This window comes from Algoriphagus yeomjeoni (assembly GCF_049821175.1).
Taxonomy (GTDB): domain Bacteria; phylum Bacteroidota; class Bacteroidia; order Cytophagales; family Cyclobacteriaceae; genus Algoriphagus; species Algoriphagus yeomjeoni_A.
Map to the genome: position 1 here is coordinate 4,758,750 of NZ_CP187512.1, position 23,580 is coordinate 4,782,329.

Genomic DNA, 23,580 nt, shown 5'->3' on the forward strand with positions numbered 1-23,580 from the left:
AAATCGTATTATTCAACTGAACTGTCTTTTAGTACTTTTTCTCTCAAATTATCAAAGCTGAAATCAGCATTTTTAATTAACTGAATTGCTTTTGGAATTAATGCAGCCCCGACAAGCAACCCGCCAATGGAAAGGATATGAAGTGGAGCAGTGAAATAGCTGCCAGATGTAAAAACACCTAGAATCAACAAGGTGCTAAACGGCATTGATACTGCTAAAACGTTGATTCCCAAGTCAAGATCAAATGTTGGGTTTTCCTTTTGAGCGTCATTTTCATATTCAAGCTTTCGGACAGCAGACATATGTGCAAAAGGCCAAAAACTCACTGCACTCTGAGGAAATACTACAGCCAGTAAGACCGCTGCCTCGGAAGGCATAGGTACAAGCCAGATGAATAATCCGCTTAGTAAGAAAGTGAACCCTGCTCTGAAAGTGAGAATAGATGCAATCATGCGAAGCTGATCCCATTTGAAAACCACTGCAATTCCAATGAAAATGAGAACTAATGGAGTCATCATATCCTTCATCATCAGGATGGATGAACTCAGGAATGCTGGCATGCTTTCCATATGTAATCCAAAGCTCAGTAAACCAATAGCTACCAAAATTACCAGGTTGATTGGTTCACTTACCATTGCCAAGAGCAACTCTTTGACTTTTTGGCCATTCGATTTAGCTTTTATCTTTTGGTTTTTGTAATACCAAGACATAGCTAATAAATAGGCTAGAACTAATACAAATAGTTTGTTGCCGATATCAGCCAGCGCGGCCCAAGCCAGTACATCATCTCCCAGGTATTCTACAATAAACGGGAAACATGTTAATCCTGGAGCAAGAGAAGGGAGAAGCAGCATCAGTGTTCGCATTGCCGGACTATCTGCTTTGATACCAAAGAATGGAAGCGAGAACTTGGTAATGATGATCATTACTATGTTAAAGATCAAAGCCAATACCGGTAGAATAAGTAAATCCGGATTGATTTCGATTTTCAACAAAGCCACAAAAATCATTGCCGGTAAGGCTATGTTTAGAATTATGGTTTTTAACCCCTTTTTCTGATCCTCATTTTGTAGTTTTTTCTGGAGAAATATCCCAATAACTATCAACAGAATCAGCGATAGAGTCTTCTGAAGTGCAATACTCATACGATTCTCTACTTACTAGGCTGTCACTTTTTTGAAAGCGTCCACGAAAATTTCCATTTCCTCTTTTGTGCCCATGCTTACTCTACACCATGGTTTGTCGTCGATATTGAATACGCGAATACCAACTCCACTATCATACATGCCTTTCATGAAAGCTTGTCCTTCCATGCGAATAGGGAAGATCATGAAGCTTGTGTGTGATGGGATGATGTCGTATCCTAGTGAAGCGATTTCACCTTTGGTATATTCTCTACAATCGGTGTTCATGTTTCTACAGCTCGTGATGAAACTTGGATCTTTCATACTTGCAATGGCTCCATTGAGCGAAGTGACACATAAACCCATAGTGCTTCTTACTTTAGAAGTAATGCTTTCGATTCGCTCTGGAAGTGCAACCATGTAGCCGATTCTGAGTCCAGCCATTCCGTGAACTTTGGAGAAAGTTCTGGCTATGATTACATCCTTTCCTTCGGCTACTAACCCTACCATGCTGCTTTCTTCTGGTTTGTCAAGGAACTCCAAGTATGCTTCATCTACGAAAACAGGTGTTTTTTCAGAGACAGTTGAGCAGAATGCTTTGAGTTTCGTGGCGTCTGTGATGGAGCCGGTTGGGTTATTTGGATTACAGATATAAACCAAATTAGTCTCCGAATCCACAGACTTTGCCATTGCCTCTAAGTCATGCTGATAGTCACCTGTCAATAGTGAAGGCTTCCAGGTGGCGCCGAGTTTTTGCGCTGTATTCATCAGTGACATGTAGGATGGATCCGCCGACACGACATTCCCGCCATTCATGAACTGTACGAATGCAACTTTTTCCAATATATCTGATGAACCTGGAGATAGCATGATGTGATCTGGGGTCACTCCTTCCTTTTCGGCGATCATATCGATAAGAACTTTTGCTTCTCCATGACCATATCTATTGCCTAAGGCAATAGAGTCAGAGATGGCTTTAATTACTTTAGGCGAAGGGCCATAAGGGTTTTCATTGGCATTTAGTTTGGCAACTATCCGTGCTTCATTGTAATTAAACATTGGAATGTGCTCATTTAGAATAGAATCTGGCTGATATGCGGCCAATGCTTTATTTTTTGGTAGAGCAAAAGCTGGAGCGACAGCCATTGTTCCCATTGCCATTAGGCTGGATTTGATCCAAGTTCTTCTGTTGATAGAATTGTTCATAACGATTAAATAAGGTTGTGTATAGATTTTTTGATTTTATAGATAGTGCTAATTGACTCTTACTGTATGGTATTTTCTAAAAGGGACATTTTTATAGGTGCCTGCGAATTCTAATCTGACTTGATTTCCTGGCTTTGCGTCAGCTAAGCCTAAGTCAGCCCAAGAAATGACCAAAGCGGCGCTTCCATCTGAGTCAGTTACTAGTTTTGCCACTTCATTTGTGTTGTTGATAAAAACAGCAATGTTCAGATTAGGCACCGGGATAGAGTCAATACCCTTAGTATGATCTAGAATGTTGGTTTTGTCTAGTTCAAGAAATTTGGACCCAACTGTCACTGAGGAGGAAGCGCTAAAAGAGGTTCCGTTCAGTAGAACCAACACTGGGGATGCTACATTCGGTGTGACCAAATCTTCCGCTTCGACGCAAGATTGAGTGAAAGCAAGAGTGGCGAAAGCTGCCACTACTAGGTATATATTGAATGACTTTTTCATATAAAATTGAGTTGAATGATTAGAGGATAATTTGATTATTCTACCCACCAAAGTGGAGTTCTCATATTGTCAGATCCGCCTAGTTTGCTTACACCTTCATCGAGATTAGCCTTGTTTAAAGAATATTCCGAAGTAGGATACTCAAGTCTCGTAGGGAGCACACCTTCATTGGAAAACACTGAGCTAGGATGTGGGGCGGACATCATTGGATAGCCTGTCCGACGATATTCATTCCATGCTTCAACACCTTGTCCAAACAGAGCAATCCATTTTTGAGTCATGATACTCTCTTTAGTTACCCCGCCTATTCTGCTCATATAATCACTTGGCATGGTCAAGCCTTGCTGATGGAATGATGCTTTGATCGCGCTTTCAAGATATGCAGCAGCATCCCCATCTATATCTCCATCCAATGCAGCTTCAGCTTTGATGAATTCCACTTCAGCATAGGTCATTAGTACACTAGGAGCCGTAGGGTCCAAATATTTAAGTCCAATTCGAGATGCGTTGAAGGTGCCAGCTGCGGCATCTGTGAGACCATTTGGCAATCCAGCATAGGAACCATCTTCTAATGGCTGCGCATAAACTGTGATTCTTTCGTCGTCTAGTTCAAGTAGCTTGTTTATGAGCGTTGTGCTAATATTCCAATCTGATCGAGTTGAGAATACATCAAACATTTTGTTTCTGCTCCCAATTACATCGTAATGCACTAGTTCAGCTGCCTGAGCATTACTCTCGATGATAGGGTATTTTACAGGGTCAGAAAGAATCTGCGTCATGATAGCACTAGATTCTGCAGGTTTTTTAGCTGCTTGGCGGTTTGCTATTCTCAAGGCAAGAGAATTCGTGAAGCGCTTCCACCTCATGATATCCCCGTTAAACAATATATCCCCAACTACCGCTGGCCCCGATGTAGAAAGAAGGTCGTTCGCCTCCATTAAATCAGCTAAAATACCAGCGTAAACTTCCTCCATGGAATCGTAAGCGGGAGAGTTAATAGCTTCTTCTGCTGTTCCTTGGAGAGATTCAGAGTAAGGTATAGGGCCGAATACATCAGAGAGGTATGCAAAGGAGAAAGATTGCATGGTCATTGCTATCCCTAAGTAGTTGGAGTTTTCATATTCAGCTCCAGCTGTTGTTAAAGATTTAACCCGTTCGAAATTGATCAGCGATTCATTGTAAATACTATTCCAAGTGCCTGAGGAAATAGTAAGCGGTATTTCATAGCTGTCTCCTTCAGCATTGATATAGATATTTCTGGATAGATGTTGGATCCAGCACATAGCGGCATCTATATTCAGGCGCTGGTATCTGGTACTGTGTCCCCAGTATCTGTCAACTACTACTTGTATCGCATTTGGCAGGAGTAGGGAAGGAGATATAGAAACTGGATTGTTTGGATCCGTGTTGGTTTCTTCAAAATCTTTGGTGCAGGATGTAAGCGTACCAAAAGTGAGAAGAAGTATGGCGATGGTTGATTTATATAGTCTGTTCATGATAAGTTCTTAATAGGTAGAAAATTAGATCAGAATGTCACGTGAAGATTGAATCCCAAATTGCGGGTAGAAGGCATTTCTCCATAAGAGAACCCTTGGCCGTTGCCGCCTTTGCCATCTACTTCAGGATCCATATGAGGATGGTTCTTGTGAAGAATGGCTAAGTTTCTTCCCACAAATGAGAGTTTCATCGTTTGAATGAACTTGTTTCCAAGGAAGTTTTTTGGAAAAACATACCCCACAGACACTTCTCTAAGCTTTACATAAGTGCCGTCAAAAATTCCTGATTCATGGTACGTTCTCGGATTCTGAGAATTCCAGAATGTTCCCGTGCTTGCTATGACATCATTTGGTACATAAACAGGTTCTTCTGAAGTTCCTATATTCTTTACACCCTGGCCTATAACACCTTCTTCTCTACCAATAGCCGTCTCGGCATATTGCCCAGTTTTTCTAGCGAGACCAGTACCTACGTCGAATATATCTCCGCCCATTTTCATGTCAATTAGCGTGTTTAACTCAATGCCTTTATATGCTAATGAGTTGGACCAACCGCCAATCCAGTCTGGTTGAATATTTCCAAGGATGTGTGTTCCCTCTTCTAAAACTGGAAGGCCATTATTGAAGATTAATTCTCCTTCAGGACTTCTCAAATACCGCCTTCCATAGAGAGAGCCATATGGTTGGCCTACTCTAGCTTCAGATGTTAATGAGTTTTGGGTACCTAAAATGTAGTTCTCCAAACCTTCGGCTAGTTCAACCACCTTATTCCTATTTCTTGCAAAATTGAAAGCCGTGTACCAGCTAAATCCAGATGCAGTACTTATAGGAGTGGCGTTAATTGTGAGTTCAATCCCTTGGTTTGTGATCTCACCAGCATTAAGAATTTGGCTGGAATAACCTGAAGCTGTGGAGATAGAAACTGCCAAGATTTGGTTGACAGTCGACTGGTGGTAGTAAGTGAAATCAATACCAGCTCGTCCTTCAAAAAACCTCAAATCTAAGCCTACCTCTTTACCGGTAGTAATTTCAGGTTTTAGGGTTCTATTGGCTATTTCATTGGATTCAGCATAGGTAGGGGTAGTACCTGCCCAAAGACCTTCTGAAGAATAAACTTGATTTAGCAAATAGGGATCTGCGTCGTTACCAACTTGTGCTATACTCCCTCTTATTTTAGCAAAGGATAGAAAGTCAGACTGAACATTGAAAATGTCAGTTAGAACAGCACTCAATGCTACAGATGGATAGAAGAATGAATTGTTGCTAGTAGGTAAGGTACTAGACCAGTCATTTCTTCCTGTTACATCTAAGAAGAGGTAATTGTTGTATCCGAATTGTGCAGACCCGAATACACTATTCACTACTTGTTTTCTGATGGTACTTGAAGGGGTAACAGGGCTTGCGTAGTTACCTAAGTTGTAAAGCCCATCTATTGTCAGCTGTCCTACATTCACCGAAGTGCTTTTGTAGTTATTTACTCTATTATTTGCTCCAGCTTGGATTTTTAAGGAAAGCCTTGGAGACAAATCCTTGTCGAAAGTCAAGATTACATCACTATTGGTTTCCTGACTGTTCAGAACTGCTTCAGTGTAAGAACCAAACCTTTTGACATTGTTTTTGAAGCTTTCTGCACTGTTGATATTTATGCGTGTATCAGACCAGTAATCAGTTCCTGATCTTGCCATGATGCTGAAGTTCTCATTGATATCATAATTAAGCGCGATGCTACCAACTAAACGGTCCTTCTCGTTGGAATTTGGTAGATACTTCTGGTTGAAAAAGGGATTTGAAAAGTATTCGTGCTGCCAGTTTGCGTATGGATAATTATCTCCTGGTCGGAAGGTTTGTCTTTGGATTTCATAGTAATCTTCCCAATTTTTCAGCTTGGTGTAATCAGTATGTCTGTGAGCCCAGATAAAGTCTTGGCTACCTGTAAAACCTCTATTGTCTGACCCTGATTTTATGTATTCTGCATTTACACTCATTTGAAGGTTAGGGACAAACTTGTATGAAGTGTTCAGCTTGAAGTTGTTTCTATAGTAGTCATTGTCAGCCATTATACTTGTCTGATCCAGTCTACCTATGGCAAGCCGAAAGCTGCCTTGTTCATTCCCACCTGATAGTGCTATGGTATTGGTTACGCTTTGCCCGGTCTCCCAAAAGTCGTCCCAGTTGTTTGGTTGTGGAAGCAATGGCACACGCTCGGGAGCCGAATACCAAAGAGGAACTAACCTACCATCCATCGGTGCTCCCCAGCTTTCATCTACGCCGGCGGTACCTCTAATCCCATCGGCATCAAAACCGTTTCTTCCATCTACATACCAAGTTCTATAGCCAGAACCTCCGCCATACGTATTCTGGAAATTTGGTTTAACTAATGGATTGTCCATTGTCATATTGCTATTGAACTCAATGCCGATTCCCTTGGTCCCTGATCCATTTTTAGTGGTTACCATGATGACTCCGTTTGCAGCACGTGAGCCATACAATGCGGCAGCTGTGGCGCCTTTTAGGATAGTCATTTCCTTGATGTTGTCAGGGCTGATTTCAGAAAGCCCGTTCCCGTATTGTCTGCTGGAAGTTTGCTCTAGCGGTACTCCATCCACTACCACTAGTGGTTGGTTATTGCCAGCTACAGAAGATGAACCCCTAATGACTACATGAGCGCCACTACCTGGCATAGAATTGCCTGTTACTTGTACACCGGCGACTCTGCCAGAGAGGCTATTCGCAACGTTAGAAGGGCGTGATTCAGTCAGGGCATTTCCATCTACACTTTGAGTAGAATAGCCTAAGGCTTTTTTATCTCTTTCAAGTCCAAAAGCTGTCACTACTACCTCATTGAGAGCCAAATCAGAAGATGCCAATTCGATGGTGAAAGTTGATGTAGATCCCACTGTTATTTCCTGCGTGGTGAATCCAATGAAGGAGACCATAAGAATGGGGTTCTCAGTTTCGTCATTAAGAGTGAGTGAGAATTTCCCGTCAATATCAGTGACAGTGCCGTTCATTGTTCCTTTAATGAGAATACTAGCTCCTGGAATTGGGACTTGATCATCATCTAGTACAATACCTTCAATGGTTCTTTCTATATTCTCAACAGTCCTGGTGGCTATTTGGTAGCTAAAATTGTTTGCAGGTTCTGTTGGTGTTGTGGGTGCTGTGGTATGAGAAGGTTCCAGCATATAAAAGTCTCCTGCACCTTTTCTGTAATTGATCTGACTACCTTTCAGAATACGTTTCAAGTTTTCCTCTGCAGTTAGTTTGGAGTTAATAGCAGCAGGAATTTTTGTTTCAGGATCTACTAAAGAAGAAGGGTAGGCTATGGAAATAGCATAAAGATCCTCAAGTTCTTTTAGAGTTGATTCTAGATTTTTGTTTACCGACTTCACATTAGAAGTTGGACCTTTGGCAAATTGTGTGAGATTTTGGCCTTTTGCAGAGATTGGGAGTGCCAGCACTCCTGTTACCCCGGCAACCAATAGATAACGGGTAAATTTGATGAGCATAGATTAATAGGTTAGTGGTTAGAATGATTACTCGCGTTTATTTTGGGCTAATTGCTAATCATTCAATTACCTGGGTTTGGTTAAAACCTAGGTATCACTAGTGTAATTTTCCAGCTTCAGGATTATCCAAAGCTGTTTGCTCGAACTGAAATTTCTATTGTAAATGGTTCGCTTACGATCCGGCCGAAAGGCAAGCGGTATTCTATTGTATTCTGATTAAATTTTTGTCAAGGTTGATCTTTGTATTGAAAAGTACTTCGATATTATTGATCACTTCATTGGGATTATCGGTTAGCGGTAAGCTTCCTGAAATAAGTTGGTTGGTTGGTGGTATTTTTTGATCTATTAGTTCCAAATCATATAATTCTGTCACCACTCCCAGGATATCTTCCAGATTTTCATTTTGCATGCGAAGCTTGCGATCCTGCCAAGCGAGAAGCCTTAGTGGATCAGGGACTTTTTTGGTTTCAATATGATTCTTTTCTAAGTTCAGTTTTATTGTCTCTCCTGGCACTACCATTCGATTTGTCTCACCTTTTTCTCCCTGATACCCCAATTTTACACTTCCTTCTATTAGGGTCAGTTTGTGTACTGGGTGCTGGCTTTTAAAATTAAATTCAGTACCGTAGACCTCCACTTCCATTACTTCTCCTTCATTGATCACAAACCTTTTGATGTCGTCATTTTTTGCAATATCAAAATATGCCTCTCCGGTTAAATCCACTTTTCTTTCAAAACCATTTATCCTATTGTAGCTATAGGCTAAGGAAGAATTGGAATTTAGCAAAGCGGTAGAGCCATCAGGTAGGTTGATTTTCAAAGTCTCGTTTGACCCTGTTTTATAAAGTACCAGTTCTTGTTTTACTGAATGCCATAATCCAAAGCTTGTGGCAATAAGTAGTAGAAATGATGCTGCAACCTTCGAGTAGTAAATTGTTCTTGCTTGTCTTTTAGCTTTTTCCTCATTTCTTTTAATCCCTGCCTTTATTCCTACTAAGATTTTTTTTCTCAAGACCTTTAACTCCTCTTCATCTAGTTGGTCTAGGTAGTTTGATTCGTGAATATCTCCTTCCTCAAAGTGTTCTTCTTGAAATAAATTGGAACTTTCTTCTGTCATCACTTTTGTCTTATACTATATAAGTCAACTCTCACGTAATTATCCTCCATTGTAGACTGAAAAAAAACCAACTTTTTTAAAAATTAAATTTTATGTGGTAAAAAACTGATAAAAATTACCCTAGATCTTGATTTCTTGCAAATAAGTGTTTTGAAAGGATTGCAAAGAAAATGCTACTATATGAAAGGTTTATGAGTACTTATTGAGGTAAAATGCTACTAGAACAAGACTGCAGTCAATAATTTAAAAAGTGGTCTACGCCAAAGGCGATAAATGATGACAAGGTGAGTTCTCTCAAACTTATCCTAATGTCTTTTAATGCACGCATTAGATGTTTCTCAACGGTACTTACCGATATTTCCAGATTTTGAGCGATTTCAATATAGCTTAATCCCTTATTGAACCGGAGCTTATAGACTTTTTGACGCTGAGGCGGAAATCCTCCCACTACCTTTTTGATATTTGATTTTAAATCGTTGTAGAGAACCTTTTCTTCTACTGATAAGCTGGTTTGTTCTCCTTTAGATTTTTCCTTTTCAGAATATTTGTCCCGTATGTTTTGCGATTTGTATTGGTTGATGATCCGATAATTGACAGCTGTGAATAAATAAGATGAGAGAGAAGTGTGGATTTCCAGTTTCCCTCTTTTTGACCAGAAATCAATAAACACCTCTTGAACTATTCCTTCAACAATTTCTTTTTTGCTCAGCTTTTTGTATCCAAAATTGAAAAGTCTTTCCCAGAAAAGATGATATACTTCAATAAATGCTGATTCGTCATCATTTTTGATTCTTTCAACTAATTGGAGTTCGATTATTTCTTTTTCTGACATGGGGCGCCTCAGTTGGTAACTGACTTCATTAAATTGAATAAATAATAAAACTAGGTTGTAAATATTCAATTAAATCTAATAAACTATGCCAAATTATCAATAAGTGGGTATAAATGGAATATAATACATGGATTATTTTGAGAAAAATGTCAAAAATGGTTTAATGTGAATCCATCCACTATTATTTCTTTCCTTCAATTATTCAATTTACTGTAAATCAAAGAAATACGAAATCCGCCTCATTTTTGAATTACAAAGTTGATTTCAATCAGAGATGAATTCTTTTCTTCCCACTGCTCCTGTTAACTGTCTGATTAAAAAAGAATTTTAATTTTTCCTTAGATTAAATCTAAATAATTAAATACTTTTTTAATTTTGCCAACTGAATCAATACTCAATTCCTTAGAACACACCATTTATGCAGCCTAAAAAAACCACTGCTTGGAAAAGTATCCGGAACATTTTTGACCAAATACACCTGTATGCTGGATTGATTTCTGGACTGGTGGTGATTGCAGTATGTCTTAGTGGTACTATTTACGTGTACAATACAGAAATCCGGGAGTTTATGGATTCAGAATTATACTTCGTGGAGGAATCTGGTACTAGACTTTCAGCAGATGAACTGAAAAGCGAGGTTGAAAAAAGCTCTGAATCGAAAGTAGTGGGATTGATGTGGAATGAGGATACAGATCGAAGTGTGCAGTTTACCTTAAAAAAGGAAGGTGAAGAGGGCAGAGGAAATACTTTTTATGTGAACCCCTATACGGCTGAGATTTTGGGTAATAGTTCAGATAAAACTGCAACCACTGAATTCATGGGGTATATGTTCAGCCTTCACAGATGGTTGTTGCTGGATAGAGTTGAGGAGCCGATTTTGGAAAGCATGGGTAACCGTGACTTGGGTAGATTTATTAACGGGGTGGCGACCTTACTTTTTCTTCTTGGTGTGATTACCGGAATAGTAATCTGGGTTCCTAATAAAGTAAAAAGCTGGAAGCAAGGCTTAAAAGTAAAATGGTCTGGTAATTGGAAACGAATAAATCACGATTTGCACAACACCCTGGCATTTTATTCATTGATTGTCTTATTTATTATGGCGGCAACCGGGCCTTTTTGGTCTTACACTTGGTATAGAGAAGGCTGGCAAAAGACCTGGGACACCTATCAAGAGCCTGCTCCAAGAGGTGAAAATGCTGAAAAGCCAAAGTCTGAACCAACTGCTGAAGTAATTGAAGCAGTAGAAAGTATTCCTGCAGTTCTTTCGCTCGAGGATATTTTTGCAAAAACTAATGCTGAGCTTCCTTACGAGGGAAATATCAGAGTGTCTCTTCCTTCCAATCCCTCAGATCCGATCAGTGTTAGTAAGTATAAAACTGGTTTTTTTGCCAGATCAGGTTCAGATCAATTGAAGCTATCAGCTGCAGATTTATCAGTAGTGGAGGCTAATTTGTTTTCGGATTTGCCTTGGCGTCAGCAGGTGGGTAGATCAGTTAAGTCACTTCACGTAGGTGATATCTTTGGTCAATTTTCGAAGTTCCTTTGGTTTGTGGCATGTTTGATCGCCACCTCTTTGCCGATTACAGGAACATTAATCTGGTGGAATAAGCGAAAGAAAAAACCATCCAAGAAAAAGCCTGCTCAATCAAGAGTCGCTGAAATGGCATAATCCTTAGAAGACCTTCTGATTTCGGAGGGTCTTTTTATTTAACTACAGAGTTCACAGAGGGTGACGCAGTGGGCGCAACTATAGTTGGCTGTCCTGCTTCTCCAGAAGCTGGGCTCGGTCATATACCTTGTCGTTTTAGTATGAATCCTTACAAACCAGAATTCTTTTAGTGATTTAGAGATAAATACCAGGACGGTAATTTTGTCCCTAACGGGACTTTTGTCATTTCCCATAACAATTTAAGAGAATCTTAAGCTTCAGATTTACCGACCTTGATTTGATTTGCTAACTTTTGCGAAGCAAAAACAATTACAAAGTAGATTGGAAGGAAAAGAAACCACATCAATTTCCCTTCAAGCTATTCTGCTTAGCGATGACCTTTGCGAACCTTCGTGCACTTCGTGGCTTAAAAAAATTAACATGCGAATTCTAATCGTAGAAGATGAACCAGGAATTTCCAGCTTTTTGAAACAAGGGCTGGACGAGGAATCCTATACGGTGAATGTTGCTGAAAATGGAGAAAAAGGACTTCAGCTTGCTTTGAGTGGTGAATACGATCTCCTATTATTAGATTGGATGTTGCCCTTAAAAAGTGGCGTAGAGGTATGCAGGGAATTTCGAAAGCAATTTGCTGATACACCAGTTATTTTTCTTACTGCAAAAGATACCGTAGATGAGACCATCACAGGTTTGCAGTCTGGGGCCAACGATTACATCAAAAAACCCTTCCATTTCGAAGAATTACTGGAGCGAATTCGGGTGCAATTAAGGTCGAAGGTTAATACTGAAGAGAAATATACCCTTGGCCCCATTTCTCTTTATACAAACAGGCATCAAGTTTTTCTTGAAGAAGAGGAAGTCCAGCTGACGCAAAAGGAGTTTGCTTTGTTGGAATACCTAATGAAAAACAAAAATCAAGTTTGTCGTCGCACCCAGATTATCGAAGAGGTATGGGATATACACTTTGATTACAATACCGGTGTGATTGATGTTTTCATGAATTCACTTCGAAAAAAACTTCATTTCAGTACCAATGAAGACTACATCCATACGGTTCGTGGTGTCGGCTACATAGCCAAAGAATTATGAACATTTCATACAAAGAACGCATAGCAAGTAGGTTAACCTTGGTCACAGCCATGATCGTATTGGTGGTGTTTGCGATTATTTATTTGGTGGTGGATTATACTGTAATTCAAACTATTGATCGTGAGTTAAAACTAGAGACGGATAAGCATGTGGGGCAGATTTTTTTGGTAGATGGTGAGATTCGTTTTGCGCACAAAGACGAATGGCAGGAGATGGAGCATAGTCAGATACAGCTTAATCCGATTTTCATTGAGATAGTAGACATGCAAGGAAACTCTATGGATAGGTCACCAAATTTAGGTGAAAATCACCTGAGTTTTTCTTTAGATAGAGGTGAGATCAATGAGACCTTGACATTGAAAACCGGTGGCAGGGAAGTTCGTCAGATGCAAATCCCACTAAGACATTCTGGAAGACTTGAAGGCTATATGTTGGTGGCGAAGTCCTTTGAGGATGCCCGGGAATTGCTCACAAATCTTAGAAATATATTACTCTTACTTTATCCTGGGATACTCATTTCCTTGTTTTTATCGATGAGGTTCCTTGCAGGTAAAAGCATTCAGCCCATTCAGAAAATCATTCAGAAGACCAATCTTATTTCACAGAGCAATTTAAATGAGCGAATTCCTGTGGCTGAGCCGAATGATGAGATTGCTCAGCTTACCCGGTCCATTAATGAATTGTTGGCAAGATTGGAGCAGGCAATGACTCGTGAGAAGCAATTCACCTCTGATGCTTCACATGAGTTGAGAACTCCTTTGTCAGTGCTGAGGGGCACCTTAGAAGTGCTGATTCGAAAGCCGAGAAGTTCTGAAGAATACGTAGAAAAAGTAAAAATGGCTTTAGGAAGCATAGACCGCATGTCAGAAATGATCGATCAATTGCTTTCCCTTGCAAGAGTAGGAAAGGGGAAAATGGTACGAGATGAAGTTGAATTGATTTCTTTTACACAGAATATTGGGGAGCAGTCAGCCAAGGAATCTGGAAGAGAAATCCTAGTTGAGACCAATCTATCCAAGCCCATTTTTAGATTGGTGAATGAGAAATCTCTGCAGATGATTTTGAACAACCTCCTTCAAAACGCGATCAAATACTCAGCTCCATCCACTAAAATTTTGATGCAAGTAGGTAGTCATGAAGGTGCTCCGTTTATTTTAGTAAAAGATGAGGGAAAAGGAATGGCAAGTGAATCTTTGGCTAAGATTTTTGATCCATTTTATAGGGAGCTTGATGAAACATGGACAACTGTCCAAGGTACAGGATTGGGCCTTGCTATAGTGCGGAAACTCGCACTAGAATCCGATATTCAAGTCGAAGTGGAAAGTGAAAAAGGTAAAGGAAGCTTATTTAGATTGATTTTTTAGGAGCTAGATTTAAGGCAATCTTAAGAGAGTTTTTAGGGCTTTGAGAAGCTAATAGTCCATTTTTGTGATTCAATTATTACCTCCCACATGTTAGATAGAATCATTCAATGGAGTATAGGGCATAAGCTCATCATATTCATTTTTATAGCAGCTTGGATAGGTTTTGGAGTTTTTTCTCTAAGTAATCTCCCCATAGGAGCAGTGCCAGATATTACCACAAATCAGGTACAGGTGATCACCACCTCTAGAAACCTCGCAACTGAAGATGTAGAAAAATACCTGACCTATCCAGTAGAACTGGAGATGGCAAATATCCCTGGTATTGTTGAAATCCGCTCCGTTTCTAAATTCGGACTTTCGGTGGTCACTATTGTTTTTGAAGATAAAATGGGGACCTATCTTCCGCGGCAGTTGATTGCAGAGCGGATCAAAATGGCTGAAAAAAACATTCCTGCAGGTTTTGGAACGCCGATGATGGGACCGATCTCCACGGGTCTTGGAGAGATTTATCAATATGTGATCGATGTAGAGCCTGGTTACGAAAATGAGTATACCACAACTGATCTTCGGACTATTCAGGATTGGGTAGTACGTCGACAGTTATCCGGTATCGAAGGTGTAGTTGAAGTGAACACCTGGGGAGGGTTTCTAAAACAATACGAAGTTGCCATCAATCCTGAGCGATTGAAAGGCATGCAAATCGACATTGCTGATGTGTTTCATGCGATGGAAAAAAACAATTCCATCGCTGGGGGTGGCTATATTGAAAAAACCAATGAGAGCTTTTTTATTCGTGGAGAAGGGTTGGTTACTAGTTTAGAAGACATAGGAAACATAGTAGTTGAGGTAAGAAACGGTGCTCCAATTTATATTCGGGATATAGCTGAGGTTGGATTTGGGCATGCAAATAGATTTGGTGCTATCACGGCAAACGGAGAAGGAGAAAAAGTACTAGGTCAGGTGATGATGCTGAAAGGCGCTGATTCTAAAGGGACCATAGATCGGGTGAAAGATCGCCTTGAAGAAATGAAGAATTCTCTTCCTGAAGGTGTGGTGATAAATGGATTTCTGGATCGCTCCGAACTTATAGCTAGAACGACTTTTACGATTGCAGAAAACCTGATTTTAGGTTGTTTGATTGTAGTATTCGTTGTCGTTTTACTACTTGGCAATTTTAGGTCCGGGTTAGTGGTAGCTTCGGTTATTCCGCTGGCATTACTTTTTGCATTATCGATGATGTATCTCTTCGGTGTGGATGCCAACCTGATGAGTCTGGGAGCGATTGACTTTGGGATTATTATTGATGGTGCAGTGATTATCGTGGAGTACATTGCCTACCAATTCACCCGGGCAGATCATCAGCTGGCTGGTCTTTCTCAAGCCAAAAGGCAAGAGGCTAAAGATGAAATATCCTTTAAGGGAGCTTCTAAAATGATGCACTCTGCAATTTTTGGACAGATCATCATCATCATCGTATTTATTCCGATTTTGTCACTTTCAGGTGTGGAAGGAAAGATGTTCCGTCCCATGGCTGAAGTGTTTTCCTTCGCTTTGGTCGGGGCTATGATTTTGGGGCTGACGTACGTACCGGTTGTTTCAGCTCTTTTCTTAAAGACTACTCCTCCAGGTCCTAAGAATATTTCTACGCGAATTATTAACGCTCTTACCAAAGTTTATGATCCTGCGATTACCTGGGCTCTGGACCATGCTAAGGTGGTATTGATTGCAGCTTTTGGACTTTTAGTGGGCACAATTATGATATTCAGTACGATGGGTTCCGAATTTGTACCTACGCTGGACGAAGGGGACTTTGTTATTCAGCCTTTTTTGAAAACAGGAACAACACTGACAAATACGGTGGAAACGATCACTGAAATTGAAAAAATCTTAAAGGAATTTCCTGAAGTAAATCAGATTGTAACAAGAATAGGTGCAGCTGAGATTCCTACAGATCCTATGTCGATGGAGGAAAGCGACGTGATCGTGACTTTGAAACCTCGCTCGGAATGGACCACTGTAGAAACCAAGGATGAGTTGGCAGAGAAATTCAAAGAAGCTCTTTCTATTATCCCGGGGATGGAATTTGAATTTACTCAGCCGATAGAGATGCGTTTTAATGAGCTGATTACTGGTGTTCGAGCTGACTTGGCAATCAAAGTCTTTGGTGAGGATTTGGATGTGTTACTGGCCACAGCTGAGAAAATTGAAGCTGCAATACAGGGTGTAGAAGGTGCTGCAGATATCATTTTGGAAAAAGTGGATGGCTTGCCTCAAATGAAAATAGAATACAACCGAGGCAAAATTGCCAAGTTCGGATTGAATATTTCTGACCTGAATGAGGTAGTTTCTATGGGCTTTGCAGGGATGACAGCAGGCACAGTTTTCGAAGGCGAAAAGCAATTTGACCTTGTGGTGAGGTTTGCGGAGCCTTTCCGCAAGGATATCAAAAATTTGGAACAAGCTTCCATTCAGCTTCCAAATGGGGGTTCGGTGCCACTTTCAGAACTAGCAACAATCAGCTATACCAAGGGGCCGGCGAAAATTTCTCGGGACAATACCCAGCGAAGAGTAGTGATTGGAGTGAATGTGCGTAATAGAGACCTGCAGTCTGTGGTGGATGATATTCAGGCTATTGTAACTAATCAAATTGAGTTGCCGGAGGGGTATTTGGTCGATTATGGTGGGCAATTTGAAAACCTTCAAAAAGCCAGGAATAGACTTATGATCGCCGTTCCAGTAGCATTATTTCTGATTTTCATTTTGCTCTATTTTGCCTTCTCATCCACTAAGGATGCACTGATGATTTACTCAGCAATCCCGCTTTCTGCGATTGGTGGAGTGCTTCTCCTTTGGGCGAGAGATATGCCATTCAGTATTTCTGCTGGCGTGGGATTCATAGCACTATTTGGTATCGCAGTATTGAATGGAATCGTACTAATCGAGCATTTTAAATCCATGGAATCACATTATATCAATATCAAAGACCTGGTGATTAGGGGTGCCAAAGAGCGTTTAAGACCGGTATTGCTGACTGCATCAGCAGCAGCACTGGGCTTTTTGCCAATGGCAATTTCTAATTCAGCAGGGGCAGAAGTGCAGCGTCCACTAGCGACAGTGGTTGTTGGAGGATTGATTTCTGCCACTTTCCTCACGTTAATAGTACTTCCAGTTTTGTACGTTTTATTCAAAACTAAAACTGGCGGAGCTTCCAAAGCTTCCAATAAAGTCTTGACTTCCTTAGTGCTCATTTCATTAATTTCTTTCACCGCAAATGGGCAGCAAACCCCATTAACACTAGAGCAGGCAGTGGAGATAGGCATGGAGCGAAATCTCAATCTTCAGGCTGAAAGCAAATCATTAGAGATGGCAAATGCTAAGATCGGTCAGGGTTGGAATCTTGATAAGACTAATGTTTATTATTCGGAAGATAGAAATGACATCGCCGAAAATGGAATTTTTAACAGGAAGTGGGGAATTAGTCAAACTCTGGCTTTTCCTACACTTTATGGGGCTCAGAAAAATGCCTTAGAAGCTGGAGCCGAGATGCAGCTCAGTCAATTAGAACTTCAGAAAAGAAAACTGAAAGGTGAAATCAGTAAAGGTTTTATAGAAGTAAAGTATTGGCAAGACTTGATAGAAAATTACAACTATCTAGATTCTCTGTATGCTGAATTTTCACGCGCAGCCACAAGAAAATTTGAAACTGGTGAAAGCAACTACCTGGAGAAGTTAACTGCGGACGGAAAGCGTCAGGAGATCGGGCTAAAGAAAAGCGAGGCGAACGAGAATTATCTGATGGCGCTGGATCACCTGAAATTATTGTTGAACTGGGAGGGTGATTTGCAGCTTGCAGAAGAAGAAATTACACTCGATACCTCCTTAATGCAAGATTGGTCAACTCATCCGGGAGTGGAATACTATGAAAGCGCGGTGAGCCAATCTGGCTATCAGATTCAGAGTGAAAAACGAAAGCTTCTTCCTGAAATCACGATGGATGTTTTCCGCGGAACTAACCCAGGCGCAAATGCTAAAGTTTACCCAGGATTCCACGCAGGATTGTCTATCCCTCTATTTTATGGAGCTCAAAAAGCGAACGTTCAAAGCAGTGAATTTCAGCAGCAAAAAATTCAATTGGAAGCAGAGCACTATAGAAACCAGCTGGAAAATCGCGCTCAGCAATTACAGAGACAACTGGATCAGAATATTCGAGTGATTACTTATTACGAAGAGGAGGGCAAAACACTCTCGCTTCAGATCCTGGAACAAGCTCAGAGATCTTACCAAGAGGGAGAAATTGATTTTCTCCAGTATGTCCAGTTAATGGAGAACTCCAGGACGATCACACTAAACTACCTGCAGAGCAAATTTGCATATCAACAAACTATTTTGGAAATCAACTACCTTCTGAACTGATGAAGAATTACACCATAAAATCATTCTTTTCCGCTTCGCTTTTAGTGAGCAGCATGTTTTTCTTTCAATGCTCAGGATCTGGTACATCCGAATCTGAGGGGGTAGAAGTGGAAGTTGGGACAACTTCGGGCCCTTTTATTACGGTTTCAGAAAGGCAATTTGAGACTATGAAAATGTCTTGGGGAAGCCCGAAACTCGAGGAGTTTTCAGAAGGGATTTCTGTGCAGGGCATGGTAAAAGTCCCGGTTGAAGGCATACAGGAAATTTCAGCTTATTTCGGTGGTTATGTCAGTGGATTGGAGTTGTTGGAAGGAGAAGCTGTGAAAAAAGGGCAAGTTCTTTTCTATCTGGAGAATCCAGATTTTATCCGTTTGCAGCAAGATTTTCTGGAAGCAAATAGCCAATTAAGTTATTTGGAATCAGAATATGAACGCCAAAAAACACTGTATGGAGAAAGGATTTCTTCGCAGAAAAACTACCTGAAAGCAGAAGCTGACTTTCAATCTACTAAAGCAAAGGCTGAAAGTTTGAAGCGTCAACTGGCGATGATCAACATCAATACAGATCAATTAAAGCCAGAAAATATTCGATCCAAAGTACCTGTGTATTCTCCGATTAATGGGTTTGTGGATGCAATTCACTTAGTTCAAGGGTCCTTCTTGGACGTGGCAGGCAAGGCAATTACCCTGATCAATACAGCACACATGCATATAGAGTTGGTGGTTTTTGAGAAGGATGCAGCCAATATTCATAAGGGGCAAAAAGTAAAGGTTACTATTCCTGATCTCTCGAATACGAGCCTAGATGCGGAGGTATTTATGGTGGGTCAGTCTATTAATAATGAGCGTCAGATTAACGTACATGCTGATTTGGTCAACGAGGAAGATGAGGCGAAGCTAGTGACGGGGATGTTTGTAGAGGCGAAGATGATCATGGACCCGAAGGAAGCATGGGTGGTTCCAGCGACTGCTGTGGTAGCCGCAGAAGGAGAAAACTTTGTTTTGGTACAGCGTGAGAAAACCGAAGCTGGCTTTAGATTAGAGAAAATTCCGGTACAAACTGGCTTGACCAGCGATAGTATGATTGAGCTTTTACCAAATGCTTCATTTGATGCAAATACGGTGATTCTCACCAAAGGAGGATTTAACCTTTTGCCTTAACTTTTGAATTGTAAAATTACAACGGTATCTCAGGAGTTTAATTTAAATTCCTGAGGCCCGTTGCCGGTTTTGGAGGAAGCGTGTAGCCGACACAACCTTACGCCTATCGATTTTCAGATTTATTCATGGCCGCTGGCATATTTCATTTTTTGATAAAGTAGACATAATCAGCTATGGTCTGTATACGATTACTTTTGGTAAATTGTCTTTTCACACATTAAGTCTCAATATTTCAATACTACTTATGTTTAAGAACTCGATTAGCTGGGTGGCTGTAGCACTCTTGTTTTTTCAAATAGCAACAGTAAATGCCCAAGATTACAAGACCGAAAACATCATTCTGATCACCTTGGATGGAATGAGGTGGCAGGAAGTTTTTACCGGTGCAGATTCATTATTAGTTGATGATACTGGGATGATTGAATCTCCAGGCTCATTATTGCCTGATTTTTGGGACGTAAATCCTATTAAGCGTAGGGAAATGCTATTTCCTTTTCTATGGAATACAATTGCTACTCATGGTCAAATCTATGGTAACCGAGCTTATGGGAATATGGTGAATAACAGTAATTCCATGTGGTTTTCTTATCCGGGATACAATGAGGTGCTAAGTGGTTTTGCCGATGATGAGCGTATCACAAGCAACGATAAAATCAATAATCCAAATGTGACTTTCCTAGAGTATCTCTACCAAAAACCTGAGTTCAAGGATAGAGTCTTGGCTTTTGGCTCGTGGGATGTTTTTCCTTACATAATAAATGAAGAACGTAGCGGAGTACCCGTAAATGCAGGTTTTGATATTGCCGAAGGCGAAAATCTTAGCCCAGAAGAGTTGCTCACCAACAAGATGCAATCTGAAATCCGTGGCCCATGGGGTGAAGTGCGATTGGACGTTTTTACCCAGAATTATGCTATGGCTGCTTTGAAAAATAAGAAGCCAAGAGTACTATATATTTCCTATGGCGAGACAGACGACTGGGCGCATGAAAATCATTACGATCAGTACATTTGGTCGGCGAAGCAGACAGATGCATACATAAAAGAGATTTGGGATTTTGTGCAATCAGATCCTCAGTACAAAGACAAGACTACTTTGATCATCACAACAGATCACGGACGTGGCACCAGCAAAACTTCTTGGAGAGGGCACGGTTCCTCCATAGCAGATGCCGGACAAATCTGGATGGCTGCCATTGGTCCCGATACACCTGCTTTGGGTGAAATGAAATCCCAAGGGCAATGGGAATCAGCAAGAATAGCCCGGACTATTTTTGAATTGCTGGGAATAGAATACCCTGATCCAAAAGCTGGGAAATTGATTGAAGAGATGGTGAGGTGAAGAAGGGGAAATGATAAATATATAGCTTGAGTTCTTAGCCTAAAGCATAAAGCTTGGGCTAATTTTTTTGATCAAATCGTAAATTACCTGTTTTCAATTTGGTATTATCAGCTCCAATAAAGTCCCGTCCTTCTCCGGATACTTCACATTCTTGTTTGCCATTTCACTTGCCATGGCTTCCATCATTACTTTGAGCTGAGACGGGTTGCTTTCAGCGAGATTTTCTGTTTCAAATGGATCTTCCTTTAGATTGAAAAGCTCATAGGCAGCTTCACCTTCAACGGGATATTGATAGATTACTTTCCATTCGGATTTTACCAAACTGGTAAAGTAATTGGAGCGGTGATTTCCATGGGGGAAATGATTCAAAAACACCTCGTCTCTACTCGTGTTTTGCTCAGCATTTAGCTGAGTCTGAAGCGGGAAACCATCCAAGATATGTCCTTCGGGATTTGGAATGTCTGCCAATGCTAAAAGGGTAGGAAACAGATCTATGATAGTTCCAACTTGTTCCTGAATTGCATTTTGGGCGATTGGTAATTTCAATTGGTGCGGTGAAGTTGAATCCGGACTTATCCAGGCAGCAATGAAAGGAACGCGCATTCCACCTTCCCAGTGATTCCCTTTTTTGCCTTTTAGCGGAGTGGAACTGCTGTAGTCATTTTCTATTGGCAGGGGTGCATCCGAACCGTTATCTCCCAAAAATAGTATCAGTGTGTTTTCTCCTAATCCTAGCTCCTTCACATGCTGCATAATGTCACCCAGAGATTTGTCAATTCCTTCTATCAGCGTGGCGTAGGCTTGAGCTTTTTCCGGCATGCCGGAGTCTTTATACTTTTCCGCAAAGCGGGGATCAGAATAGAATGGAGCATGTACTGCATAATGCGCCATGTTTAGAAAGAAAGGTTTTCCTTCTTCCTTCGCTTGTGTGATAGCTGCATTTGCTTCTAGCGTCAATGCCTCAGTTAGAAAAATGTCCTGACCATGGTACTTTTCCAAACCGGGAACTGCCCTTGCTTTATTTCCACCTGTATGTCCAAAGGCCTCTGTACCCAAATAACTGCCTGGCTGACCTATAGAACTTCCTGCAATATTGATATCAAAACCCAGATTCAGTGGGTCTTCACCTTCGCTGTTGAATGGACCAAAATGGGCTTTACCAACATGGATTGTCTTGTAGCCATTTTGCTGCAAAAGCTTAGGAAGAGTCAAGGAGGTTTTGGTCAGTCCATTCCAGTTCCAATCTGCTGGGCCAAATTTAGTGCGGTTGTTTTCTTCGGATTTTATCCAGTTGGTGACGCCATGACGCGCCGAGTTTTGACCGGTAAGAATGGATGTTCGGGATGGAGAACAAACTGAGTGGGCATAGAAATTAGAAAAGCGAATTCCCTGGCTAGCTAGTTTCTCCATGTTTGGAGTGGTATAATATTCATTCAAATCATACTTAACTGGCTTGCCATCTGCATCTGTGAGAAATGGAACCGAAGTATCCATCAGGCCCATGTCATCCACCAAAAACACGATGATATTTGGAGGGGAAATAGGTTCTTTCTTGCTGGTGCAGGCAATCGAGAAAATAACTAGCAGTGTATAGGTCGCAAGGAATGGAGTCAGTTTAGGTTTTTGCATTTTATTGAATTGAGACTTGAAGGAGTGTTTGCTAAGGTATAAATTTTGGGTTATTGAGTTTTGTGGGAAGTTACCTTTTCACAATTCGCATTTCATACGTAGTATTTTAGTTAGCTGGTTTAAAAGTAAAAGCAACCTCTCACTACTAGCTTTTCGGGAGTCTTTTAATTAGGTTTAATTTTTAGCATTTCAACGCCCTTCCATTTATGAGCAGAAGAAAATTTATCAGAAACACACTTATCGGAGCAGCAGGGATAGGAGTAGGGACTGGACTTTATGCTTGGCAGGTGGAGCCGTTTTGGCTGGAGTTTGTGAAAAAGAAAATGCCAATCAAAAACCTTCCAGATGAATTGAAAGGAAAGACGTTAATGCAGATCAGCGATGTTCATATTGGAAACAGGTTTGACTATCAATACATCATTGATTCTTTTGCGAAAGCACAGCAGCTAGACCCGGATTTTGTGGTGTACACTGGAGATTATGTGAGTTATGAAGATGAGCGACAGTTCAGCCAATTGGCAGAAGTCTTGACCCATGCCGTGAAAGGCAAGCTTGGAACTGTTGGGATTCTTGGGAATCATGACTATGGGAAAAATTGGTCAGAGCAGGAAGTGGCAGATCAGATCTCTTCGCAACTCGATCAGGCTGGAATTCAGATGCTGTCGAATGATAAAGTTGATTTGAATGGCTTAACGATAATTGGCCTGGATGATTACTGGGGTTTGAATTTCAATCCAAATCAAATAATGAATCGAGCTGATTTTGCCCAGCCTTCCGTGGTTTTATGTCACAATCCGGATGTATGTGATTTAGAAGTTTGGCATCAGTACCAAGGTTGGATTTTGTCTGGTCACACACATGGAGGACAAGTAAAACCTCCGTTTTTAGATCCGCCTATTTTACCAGTAAAAAATCCTGCTTTTTCTTCAGGAGAAATAAGCCTGAATGATGGACGTACGCTGTATATCAACCGAGCGATTGGTCACTTATGGCAGGTCAGGTTAAACGTGAGGCCTGAAATTACTTTGTTTGAGCTGGAGAAAAAGGGGTGAGAGGATATTGGTTATTATTAATTAGCTTTTTGGCGGTTTTTTAACTGGAAGTAAAAAAAGACATTAAGTGCTAAACTCTTCCTGAATTT

15 protein-coding genes are annotated in these 23,580 nt (G+C 40.8%); 7 read left to right on the forward strand and 8 right to left on the reverse strand.

Going from position 1 to position 23,580, the window contains the following annotated elements; genetic code table 11:
• Positions 1-8: 8 nt before the first annotated feature.
• From ACPUEN_RS19730 to ACPUEN_RS19760, 7 genes are all read right to left on the reverse strand, one after another.
• Positions 9-1,145, reverse strand: coding sequence for an AEC family transporter (locus ACPUEN_RS19730; RefSeq protein ID WP_425637638.1), 1,137 nt, complete (start codon positions 1,143-1,145; stop codon positions 9-11).
• 15 nt (positions 1,146-1,160) lie between these two features.
• Positions 1,161-2,330 (reverse strand): pyridoxal phosphate-dependent aminotransferase, encoded by a 1,170-nt coding sequence (locus ACPUEN_RS19735; protein WP_425637639.1) that lies wholly within the window; start codon positions 2,328-2,330, stop codon positions 1,161-1,163.
• A 48-nt stretch (positions 2,331-2,378) separates the two neighbouring features.
• Complete coding sequence (locus tag ACPUEN_RS19740) at positions 2,379-2,822, reverse strand: hypothetical protein (RefSeq protein WP_425637640.1); 444 nt, start codon at positions 2,820-2,822, stop codon at positions 2,379-2,381.
• A 35-nt stretch (positions 2,823-2,857) separates the two neighbouring features.
• A complete protein-coding gene (locus ACPUEN_RS19745; protein WP_425637641.1) occupies positions 2,858-4,318 on the reverse strand; it encodes a SusD/RagB family nutrient-binding outer membrane lipoprotein in 1,461 nt (486 codons plus the stop codon).
• 29 nt (positions 4,319-4,347) lie between these two features.
• Positions 4,348-7,827, reverse strand: a complete 3,480-nt coding sequence (locus tag ACPUEN_RS19750) for a SusC/RagA family TonB-linked outer membrane protein (protein ID WP_425637642.1) — start codon at positions 7,825-7,827, stop codon at positions 4,348-4,350.
• 202 nt (positions 7,828-8,029) lie between these two features.
• Positions 8,030-8,944 (reverse strand): FecR family protein, encoded by a 915-nt coding sequence (locus ACPUEN_RS19755; RefSeq protein WP_425637643.1) that lies wholly within the window; start codon positions 8,942-8,944, stop codon positions 8,030-8,032.
• A gap of 235 nt (positions 8,945-9,179) precedes the next feature.
• The gene (locus ACPUEN_RS19760) at positions 9,180-9,776 is read right to left on the reverse strand and encodes an RNA polymerase sigma factor (protein ID WP_425637644.1); all 597 of its coding nucleotides are present in this window, start codon (positions 9,774-9,776) and stop codon (positions 9,180-9,182) included.
• Between the two features lie 418 nt (positions 9,777-10,194).
• Between ACPUEN_RS19760 and ACPUEN_RS19765 the strand changes: the two genes are divergently transcribed.
• The 6 genes from ACPUEN_RS19765 (at position 10,195) to ACPUEN_RS19790 (ending at position 20,810) form a co-directional block, all read left to right on the forward strand.
• Positions 10,195-11,445: a PepSY-associated TM helix domain-containing protein gene (locus ACPUEN_RS19765; RefSeq protein ID WP_425637645.1), complete on the forward strand. Its 1,251-nt coding sequence runs from the start codon at positions 10,195-10,197 to the stop codon at positions 11,443-11,445.
• 420 nt (positions 11,446-11,865) lie between these two features.
• Positions 11,866-12,534, forward strand: coding sequence for a response regulator transcription factor (locus ACPUEN_RS19770; RefSeq protein ID WP_425637646.1), 669 nt, complete (start codon positions 11,866-11,868; stop codon positions 12,532-12,534).
• Positions 12,531-13,898 (forward strand): sensor histidine kinase, encoded by a 1,368-nt coding sequence (locus ACPUEN_RS19775; protein ID WP_425637647.1) that lies wholly within the window; start codon positions 12,531-12,533, stop codon positions 13,896-13,898. The genes ACPUEN_RS19770 and ACPUEN_RS19775 overlap by 4 nt, the downstream gene beginning before the upstream one ends.
• 87 nt (positions 13,899-13,985) lie before the next feature.
• Positions 13,986-18,311 carry a CusA/CzcA family heavy metal efflux RND transporter gene (locus tag ACPUEN_RS19780; RefSeq protein WP_425637648.1) on the forward strand — a complete coding sequence of 1,442 codons (4,326 nt, stop codon included), beginning with the start codon at positions 13,986-13,988 and terminating at the stop codon, positions 18,309-18,311.
• Positions 18,311-19,471: an efflux RND transporter periplasmic adaptor subunit gene (locus tag ACPUEN_RS19785; RefSeq protein ID WP_425637649.1), complete on the forward strand. Its 1,161-nt coding sequence runs from the start codon at positions 18,311-18,313 to the stop codon at positions 19,469-19,471. Before ACPUEN_RS19780 ends, ACPUEN_RS19785 begins: the two co-directional genes overlap by 1 nt.
• A 244-nt stretch (positions 19,472-19,715) precedes the next feature.
• Positions 19,716-20,810 (forward strand): alkaline phosphatase family protein, encoded by a 1,095-nt coding sequence (locus ACPUEN_RS19790; protein ID WP_425637650.1) that lies wholly within the window; start codon positions 19,716-19,718, stop codon positions 20,808-20,810.
• A gap of 93 nt (positions 20,811-20,903) precedes the next feature.
• On the opposite strand, the gene ACPUEN_RS19795 is transcribed toward ACPUEN_RS19790, so the two are convergent.
• Positions 20,904-22,439: a sulfatase gene (locus tag ACPUEN_RS19795; protein WP_425637651.1), complete on the reverse strand. Its 1,536-nt coding sequence runs from the start codon at positions 22,437-22,439 to the stop codon at positions 20,904-20,906.
• A 206-nt stretch (positions 22,440-22,645) separates the two neighbouring features.
• Between ACPUEN_RS19795 and ACPUEN_RS19800 the strand changes: the two genes are divergently transcribed.
• Positions 22,646-23,491 carry a metallophosphoesterase gene (locus ACPUEN_RS19800; protein WP_425637652.1) on the forward strand — a complete coding sequence of 282 codons (846 nt, stop codon included), beginning with the start codon at positions 22,646-22,648 and terminating at the stop codon, positions 23,489-23,491.
• The last annotated feature ends 89 nt before the right edge of the window (positions 23,492-23,580 follow it).